We start from the raw sequence: 9016 nt of genomic DNA on the forward strand, positions 1-9016 counted from the left end.
GGCATGGTGTAGGCGATCACCGCGGTCTCGCCCGCCGGCAGCCACAGCAGCGCCAGCCCCATCACCGCCATCCACAGCGTGACGTTGAAGAACGCCGACACCACCAGCCGCAGCCGCTGGTCGCGCGGCACCGCCAGGCTGTCGCCGCGTAGCGCCGCATAGCCGAACAGCGCCAGCGAGCCGGCAATCCCGGTCAGGCCGCGCAGCGGCAGCGGCGGCCACTGCGCGATCAGATATTTGGTGACCGGCCAGCTCAGGCCCCAGGCCACCGTGGTCACGGTCAGGAACACCAGGCCGCCGGACGCGATGCGGCCGCGCGCGGGAATCGGAGAAGGATCGGACATGGAAAACCCGGCAGGAGGAGCGCGCAGAATGCCGGTGTTGGGGGGCCGACGCCACCCGTAATCAGACACCTTTAGGCCGTCTCTTCTGAGTCGGGTTTGGCCAGCCCCTGGAGCGAAAAAATACCTGTCCTGTGAACAGCGGGTGCAGCCGCGATCGGCGGCGCCGCGCCGCGTTTTTGATCTTTGGAATCTCTGAGGACTCACCGATACTTGACCGGGTCAGGGCGAGCCGCGGCCCCTGTTTTCCACCCTAATCCACCACATTTAGTATTTGATTCAGGAACCCGCACTATTGCTTGACGGGTCGGACGGAGTCGGCCTAGCTTCAGGGCCGTCCAGCGAGGGAGTGTTTTTGTCCCGCCGGACGTTTCCCAGAAGGGTCCAGACCGACCACCTCCGACGGCCACAGCGGCAGCGGGGCGAGGCGTCGTCTGCTCCTAAATCGACCGTTGGGGCGCATTCCGACGGGCCGGCAAAACGGCTCGCAAAGCGACATGGGGCGTTATGTTGGGTGGAGTGTCCGGCTGCAAAAAATGCGGCCGTCGCCTCTGCCTGCGAAAACAGATGGAGCCGGGTCACGGCTCGCCGGGCGAACAAGGTTCGTCCATCTAGCAACTTCCTGGACCACCCAAGGCGGGGGTTCGGGCGACTTGAACGGGGCACGAGATGAAGATCGAACGGCGCTACACCAAGGACGGCCAGTCTCCTTACGCGGACATCGCGTTCAGGCTGACGACCAGCGAGATTCGCAATCCGGACGGATCGGTGGTGTTCCGCCTCGAGAATGTCGAGGTGCCGGAGTTCTGGTCGCAGGTCGCCTCCGACGTGCTGGCGCAGAAGTATTTCCGTAAAGCCGGCGTCGCCGCGCGCCTGAAGAAGGTCGAAGAAGAGAGCGTGCCGTCGTGGCTGTGGCGCTCGGTCGCCGACACCGACGCCCTCACCGCCCTGCCCGAGAGCGAGCGCTACACCTCCGAGCATTCCGCCAAGCAGGTGTTCGACCGCCTCGCCGGCTGCTGGACCTATTGGGGCTGGAAGGGCAGCTACTTCTCGAGCGAAGACGACGCCCGCGCCTTCTTCGACGAGCTGCGCTACATGCTGGCGATGCAGATGGTGGCGCCGAACTCACCGCAGTGGTTCAACACCGGCCTGCATTGGGCCTATGGCGTCGACGGTCCCGGCCAGGGCCACTACTACGTCGACTACAAGACCGGCAAGCTGACCAAGTCGAAGTCGGCCTACGAGCACCCGCAGCCGCACGCCTGCTTCATTCAGGGCATCGAGGACGATCTCGTCAACGACGGCGGCATCATGGACCTGTGGGTCCGCGAGGCCCGGCTGTTCAAGTATGGCTCCGGCACCGGCTCCAACTTCTCGCGGCTGCGCGGTGAAGGCGAACGCCTGTCGGGCGGCGGCAAGTCGAGCGGCCTGATGAGCTTCCTGAAGATTGGCGACCGCGCCGCCGGCGCCATCAAGAGCGGCGGCACCACCCGCCGCGCCGCCAAGATGGTGGTGGTCGACGTCGATCACCCGGACATCGAGGCCTATATCGACTGGAAGGTGAAGGAGGAGCAGAAGGTCGCGGCTCTGGTCACCGGTTCCAAGGTCAACCAGAAGCACCTCAAGGCGATCCTGAAGGCCTGCGTCAACTGCCAGGGCTCGGGCGACGACTGCTTCGATCCGGAGAAGAATCCGGCGCTGCGCCGCGAGGTCAAGCTGGCGCGCCGCGCGCTGGTGCAGGACGCGATGATCAAGCGCGTCATCCAGTTCGCCAAGCAGGGCTACAAGGAGATCGACTTCCCGATCTACGACACCGACTGGGATTCTGAGGCGTATCTCACCGTCGCCGGCCAGAACTCCAACAACTCGGTGTCGCTGAGGGACGACTTCCTGCGCGCGGTCGAGACCGACGGCGACTGGCACCTCACCGCCCGCACCAACAAGAAGGTGGTGAAGACGCTGAAGGCCCGCGACCTGTGGGAGAAGATCGGCACCGCGGCCTGGGCCAGCGCCGATCCCGGCCTGCACTTCAACACCACGATGAACGACTGGCACACCTGCAAGGCGTCCGGCGACATCCGCGCGTCCAATCCGTGCTCGGAATACATGTTCCTCGACGACACCGCCTGCAACCTCGCCTCGGCGAACCTGCTGGCGTTCTACGACGTCGGCGCCAACCGCTTCGACCTCGACGCCTACGAGCATCTGTGCCGGCTGTGGACCGTGGTGCTCGAAATCTCGGTGCTGATGGCGCAGTTCCCGTCCAAGCAGATCGCCGAGCTGTCTTACGAATTCCGCACCCTCGGCCTCGGCTTCGCCAATATCGGCGGCCTGCTGATGACCATGGGCCTGTCGTATGACTCCAAGGAAGGCCGCGCGCTGTGCGGCGCCCTCTCCGCCATCATGACCGGCACCGCGTACGCGACCTCGGCCGAGATGGCCGCCAAGCTCGGCGCCTTCCCCGGCTACAAGAAGAACGCCGACCATATGCTGCGGGTGATCCGCAATCACCGCCGCGCCGCGCATGGCGAGACCCGCGTCTATGAGGCGCTGTCGGTCAACCCGGTACCGCTCGACCACGCCGGCTGCCCGATCCCGGACGCCGTCGCTCACGCCAAGGCGGCCTGGGACAAGGCGCTCGAACTCGGCGAGCAGCACGGCTACCGCAACGCGCAAGTCACGGTGATCGCGCCGACCGGCACCATCGGCCTGGTGATGGACTGCGACACCACCGGCATCGAGCCCGACTTCGCGCTGGTGAAATTCAAGAAGCTGGCCGGCGGCGGCTACTTCAAGATCATCAACCGCGCCGTGCCGGCCGCCTTGCGCGTGCTCGGCTATCCGGAGCACCAGATCGAAGAGATCTCGGCCTACGCCGTCGGCCACGGCTCGCTGTCGAATGCGCCGGCCATCAACGCCTCGACCCTGAAGGCCAAGGGCTTCACCGATGAAGCGCTCGCCAAGGTCGAGAAGGCGCTGCCGACCGCGTTCGACATCAAGTTCGCCTTCAACAAGTGGACCTTCGGCGAGGACTTCCTCAAAGACGTCCTCAAGATCGAAGCCGAGCAGATCGCGCAACCGAACTTCGACCTCCTCACCGCGCTCGGCTTCACCAAGCGCGAGATCGAGGCCGCCAACATCCACATCTGCGGCGCGATGACGGTGGAAGGTGCGCCGCACCTGAAGCCCGAGCACTACGCGGTGTTCGATTGCGCCAATCCGTGCGGCAAGATCGGCAAGCGCTATCTGTCGGTCGAGAGCCACATCCGGATGATGGCCGCGGCGCAGCCGTTCATCTCCGGTGCGATCTCCAAGACCATCAACATGCCGAACGACGCCACGGTGGAGGACTGCAAGTCCGCCTACATGCTGTCGTGGAAGTTGGCGCTGAAGGCCAACGCGCTGTACCGCGACGGCTCCAAGCTGTCGCAGCCGCTGAACGCGCAGCTGATCGCGGACGACGACGAGGACGAGGACATCGACACCTTCCTCGACAAGCCGATGGCCGCCCGCGCCGCGCACGTCTCCGAGAAGGTGGTCGAGCGCCTGGTCGAGCGCATCGTGGTGATGCGCGAGCGCGAGAAGATGCCGGATCGCCGCAAGGGCTACACCCAGAAGGCGGTGGTCGGCGGCCACAAGGTCTACCTGCGCACCGGCGAATACGATGACGGCCGCCTCGGCGAGATCTTCATCGACATGCACAAGGAAGGCGCGGCGCTGCGCTCCTTCATCAACAACTTCGCCATCGCGGTCTCGCTCGGCCTGCAATACGGCGTGCCGCTCGAAGAATATGTCGACGCCTTCACCTTCACCCGGTTCGAGCCGGCCGGCCCCGTGCAGGGCAACGACTCGATCAAATACGCCACCTCGATCCTCGACTACGTGTTCCGCGAGCTGGCGGTGAGCTACATGGGCCGGTTCGACCTCGCCCATGTCGATCCGACCGAGACCGGCTTCGATGCCATCGGCAAGGGCGTCGACGAAGGCAAGGTGCCGGATGGCGGCGTGATCGCGGGCCCGGCGGCGGCGACCAAGTATCTGTCCAAGGGCCTGACCCGGTCGCGCACCGACAATCTGGTGGTGATGCGCAGCACCCCCGCCCACCCGGCGGAGACGACGCCGCGCAACGCCCCGGCCGGCGCCGCGCCGACCGTCACCGCACTCGCCTCCTCCCGCGTCGGCGACGCCCTCGAAGGCGCCACCGCGCTGAAGCAGGAAGTGCAGACGGATCTGTCACCGACCGAGAAGCTGGAAGCGCTGCAGTGGAGCAAAGCCACCACCGCCGCGACCCAGGCCGCCCCAACCAAAGCCGAACGCCGCGCCGAAGCCAAAGCCAAGGGCTACGAAGGCGAGATGTGCTCGGAATGCGGCAACTTCACGCTGGTGCGGAACGGGACCTGCATGAAGTGTGATACTTGCGGCTCGACGACGGGGTGCAGCTGAGACCTACAGCCACCACAGAAGAAGGCGGAGCCGATCGCGGCCATCCAAGAGTACGAAAGGCCGCTCGAAAGAGCGGCCTCTTTACATTCGAACCATCAACTAAAAAGACAAGTCGTTACGGAGAACGCCACCTTTAGTCAGCACCTCCTCGGAGTACAGCATGACAAACTCACTTATCGAATTCCTTGAAGAATTCGACGACCTATCCAACCAGTTGACCACTACGCACCGCAACGACTTCGTCGTTCGGCTTAAACATCTCATTTCATTCATCGAATTGGATGACGACAACTTAGGAGCGCACATTCGATATCTCAGAGGCCGTCTTTCATGGGAGGAGATTAGCGCCACCCACTTGACAACGACTCGGGGATTGGGAGGCAGCCATGTTAAACTGCCAGAGGATCAAAGAGACATTCTGTCTCTTTATCTGAATATTGCAGAGCAAATGATCTCCGGCGCAATAAAGCCAGAACAGTTCGCATTTACATACTTCAGAGGCAGATCCAATAATCTCGACGAGATTCATCAAAGTCTGACGGACAACATGTTCAGACCGTTCCTTTCCGATCTTCGGAGATACATCAAAAAACACTACGATGAGAGCGCCCCCTCAATTGACAGCATAACCTCCATTCCTGCTTCCGACCGCGAAGTCCCACTCGAACACAACTCTCTTCACACAGACCTTCTCAACGCTATCGATGAACTCGAAGACAACTTGCACGGCGACAACACAATTTCTCCAGATGACCGACAGCAGATCACTAAGGAGCTCACGGCTGGCAAAACTATACTCTCGGGACCAAAAGCCCGGATAGTCACAATCGGCGCGGTTGTAGCCGCACCTCTATACTGGGTATTAGAAAAAATGGCCGGTACCATGGCCGGCGAATTGGCCAAGAGGGCATTAGGCCTTCTAGAAAGTTACTTACCAAACGTCATTCAAATAGTCCGCAGCACCCTCCACCTGTAATCGCAACCCCATAGCGCGGATTAGCGCAGCGCAATCAACCACTCACCATGCGACGGCGCAATACGCTCCGCTGTTCGCCCCTACGTGGCGTAGCTTGCATTCACGGAACGATCTCTGACCACGCGATCGGAGTTCATACAGAATCCGGATGATAAGCAAACAAATCCAGTTGCAACCCAGGGCTGTTTCCAAGCAAATTAGTCTCCATTCGGAGGTGCCATATGACGAAGATGGATTTCGAGAAAGCAAAGACGGACATCGTCCAAATTGTGGAGATCGTAAACACGGTACCCGAGCCGCTCCGGCTCAGGTGCTTCGAGCTCCTATTTGAGAAGGCATTTTCTGGCTCAAAATTTGAACGGGAGCCGGATGAGAAGTCGCCTGCGGGAGAGCAGAAGACTGATCAGAATGTCAAGCTACCAGCTGGTAACAAGATCCCCGGCAACATCAAGGCCATATTGAATAGGGGTGACGCAACAGAGGATGATATAGCCAAACTCTTCATGCTGGAGCATGAGCCGATGCTTCCTGTTTACAAGATTCCATCCGGAAGCATGGCCAAGGCGCAGATGATGAAAGTGATGATGGTGCTGCTTGAAAATGGACTGCTGAGCAACAGTCTAAGCGCTCCGTACTCCGAGCTTCGCCAGGCCGTCAAAGATGACGGTTTTTTTGACAGCAACTTCAACAAGACGCTGAAGCGTAGTGCTGATCTGTTCAAGGGCGCAATTACTGGCGACTCGATTGACGAAAACGGGTCTGTCGAACTGACCGGTCAGGGCCTCAAGAAGCTCGCTGAGACTATCAAAGAGTTGGCCCAGTGAAAGAGAAGCTCCTCGCGGAGACTTCCGCACATGTAAAGGCCATTATCGACCTGCAAAGGAGAGTGGGTCGTTACTCCGGCGCGCAGGTTCAATCAGGGAGCCTGCTGTCGGACGTGAAGGCCGTTGCGTCCAGCTGGTTCGATACAATTAAGTCGGCACTTGAAGGTTCGAAAAGGTGTTCGGATCATATACCTGACGCCACTGCCGTTTTCGATAAACTTCTGAGAATGTCGAAGACCAAGCCGCGCAAGGCTGCACTATTGACCGAGATCGGTTCGGCTATCGCAATTTACAAGGAGATCGTCCACTCGCTCGAAACGGCCACCTTTGCACCTGAACAGACGCTCAGCATTACCCCTTTCATCGAAGGACTCGCAGGAAGCGAGATTGAGTACCTCGACGAGGCGCAGCGGTGCCTGACCGTGAATGCCCTTAGAGCTTGCGTCGTTCTGGGGTGGTGCGCGGTGATCTCTAGAGTGCAAAGGAAGATTGAAGAACTCGGCTACGATACGTTTACGAAGGCCAGCAAAGAACTGGCCGGTAAGACGACGGGACGGTTCAAATGGGTCAAGAAGAGCTTTGTTGTGGAATCCAGGTCCGACCTACAAACGGTGTTCGACAGCGAGCTGCTATGGGTCCTTGAATACATGGAGCTGATCGATGGCAACCAGCATGGCCGGCTGCGGCATTGCTTCGAGTTTAGGAATAACTCTGCTCATCCCGGGCTGGCTGAGATCAAGGGTCCAAACCTGTATTCATTCTATTCTGATATCAGTGAAATCGTTTTCAAAAACCCAAAGTTTGCATTGGCCTCCGGTTGAGGTAATTCGATTTGCTGCGTGCACACAAGCCCTAGCGGACGTGGCGATACCCGGGGATATTCATCGACTTGCTGATACGCCGCTCCCGGATGGCGCTTCGCTTATCCGGGCTACAGGACTACCATGGCCGCTGTCGCAGACAATTGCGACGATTGTCCTGAGAGCATGGCATGACCATTTCAGCCACCAGCGTCCGCTTTGACGATCACACGATGTGGGTCGAGCTGTCGGATGGCCGCACCCTCGGCGTGCCGCTGGCTTGGTTTCCACGCCTGTTGCGAGCGACGCCTGCGGAGCGCGCACAGGTGGAATTGAGCCGCGTCGGCCTGCATTGGGACGCGCTCGACGAGGATATCTCGGTCGCCGGCCTCCTGGCAGGCCGTGGCGACGTGACGCAAACATCGGAAACTGCTGCTTAGCAAGCGTAGCCCGGGTGAGCGCAGCGATACCCGAGTCTCTTTGCCCCGCCGAGATGCTGCCCCGGATGTCGCTTCGCTCATCCGGGCTACGGGACTAGCTCAGGACAACGAGTCCCTTCGTTCAAGAGCGCTCGTTAATCGATCGCGCCATTTGATCATATTCCTGCGCCAAGTTTCGTCATACGATTGATCCCGGCGTCTGTCATCGTCATCACTCGCGAATATTATCAGCTCCCGATAAATATCATCCATCAGTCCTTCCATCTCCGGGTCGACTGACCAGCGGAGCGATTTCACGGCATCGACATTAATCTCGCCGCCGCCATTTACCGCATTGAGCGCGACGAGCACTTCTTTGACATCGCAGGTCATCGAAACCACTTCCTCGGGTCGACAGCAAGCGTAGCCTGGGTGAGCGCAGCGATACTCGGGAGTCTTCGTGCGCCGAGATGCTGATCCCGGATATCGCTTTGCTCATCCGGGCCACAGACGATGCGGCTCGTCACTCCGCCGCCGCTCGCTCCGCACGCGGCCGGACGAACGCCACCACTGCATCTGCAGCGTCCGCGACGAACTCCGGGTCGTCGCGCAGCTGCTCGATGCTGCGTGGCTGCGGGATCGGATCGCCGTCGACACGCAGCAATGCGAGGTGACCATCGAGCGCTTCGGCGGCGTTGTCGATCGCCTGCTCGAAGGTGTCGCCCGCCGAGATGCAGCCGGGCACGTCAGGAAAGGCGACGCCGTAGGAGGTGTCGCTGTCCTTGTAGACCAGCGCCAGATAGCCGGATGATGCACTCATCGGACCTCCTTGCTCGTCATTCAGGGGCGCGCGGAGCGCGAGCCCGAAATTCCATACTCCCAGTGCTTGCGAGATGGCAATGCGGTGACCTTTGGCCCTCACCAAGGTGCCGTGAGATTCCGGGTTCACGCCGCAAGGCGGCGTGCCCCGGAATGACGGCGGTGAGGTTGGACGGGCAAGCAAAGCCCGAAGCCCGCAGAGTGGATCAGCGTAGCCCGGGTGAGCGTAGCGACACCCGGAACTCTTCGTGCCGTCGCGACGCTGATCCCGGATGTCGCTGCGCTCATCCGGGCTACGGGACTAGCTGCGCGGCGATTGGACGGCCGTCTGCCAGTGCCGGTGAAGGGCCGCAATGTCGCCGCTGGTCAGGATGGGCATCGCAGCTCTCAGGTC

Annotated in this window: 8 protein-coding genes; 5 read left to right on the plus strand and 3 right to left on the minus strand. The window is 60.9% G+C overall.

The genetic code is table 11. The features are described 5' to 3' along the window. Nucleotides 1-344, minus strand: a 344-nt coding sequence (locus DYI24_RS14875) for an EamA family transporter (RefSeq protein ID WP_164572837.1), incomplete at its 3' end; no start/stop codon positions are given. Nucleotides 345-1010: 666 nt separating this feature from the next. On the opposite strand from DYI24_RS14875, the gene DYI24_RS14880 reads away from it, so the two are divergent. From DYI24_RS14880 to DYI24_RS14900, 5 genes are all read left to right on the plus strand, one after another. After that, entirely contained in the window at nt 1011-4784 is a 3774-nt protein-coding gene (locus DYI24_RS14880; protein WP_164572838.1) for a vitamin B12-dependent ribonucleotide reductase, read from the plus strand. Between the two features lie 160 nt (nt 4785-4944). Next, nucleotides 4945-5760 carry a hypothetical protein gene (locus DYI24_RS14885; protein WP_164572839.1) on the plus strand — a complete coding sequence of 272 codons (816 nt, stop codon included), beginning with the start codon at nt 4945-4947 and terminating at the stop codon, nt 5758-5760. Nucleotides 5761-5981: 221 nt separating this feature from the next. Continuing rightward, complete coding sequence (locus DYI24_RS14890) at nt 5982-6584, plus strand: hypothetical protein (RefSeq protein ID WP_164572840.1); 603 nt, start codon at nt 5982-5984, stop codon at nt 6582-6584. Further along, complete coding sequence (locus tag DYI24_RS14895) at nt 6581-7405, plus strand: hypothetical protein (RefSeq protein ID WP_164572841.1); 825 nt, start codon at nt 6581-6583, stop codon at nt 7403-7405. Before DYI24_RS14890 ends, DYI24_RS14895 begins: the two co-directional genes overlap by 4 nt. Before the next feature lie 170 nt (nt 7406-7575). Continuing rightward, entirely contained in the window at nt 7576-7824 is a 249-nt protein-coding gene (locus DYI24_RS14900; RefSeq protein ID WP_107344872.1) for a DUF2442 domain-containing protein, read from the plus strand. Between the two features lie 99 nt (nt 7825-7923). On the opposite strand, the gene DYI24_RS14905 is transcribed toward DYI24_RS14900, so the two are convergent. Continuing rightward, nucleotides 7924-8196, minus strand: coding sequence for a hypothetical protein (locus DYI24_RS14905; RefSeq protein WP_164572842.1), 273 nt, complete (start codon nt 8194-8196; stop codon nt 7924-7926). 130 nt (nt 8197-8326) lie between these two features. After that, entirely contained in the window at nt 8327-8623 is a 297-nt protein-coding gene (locus tag DYI24_RS14910; protein ID WP_164572843.1) for a type II toxin-antitoxin system HicB family antitoxin, read from the minus strand. Between the last annotated feature and the right edge of the window lie 393 nt (nt 8624-9016).

Source organism: Rhodopseudomonas sp. BR0C11 (genome assembly GCF_010820945.1).
GTDB lineage: Bacteria > Pseudomonadota > Alphaproteobacteria > Rhizobiales > Xanthobacteraceae > Rhodopseudomonas > Rhodopseudomonas palustris_H.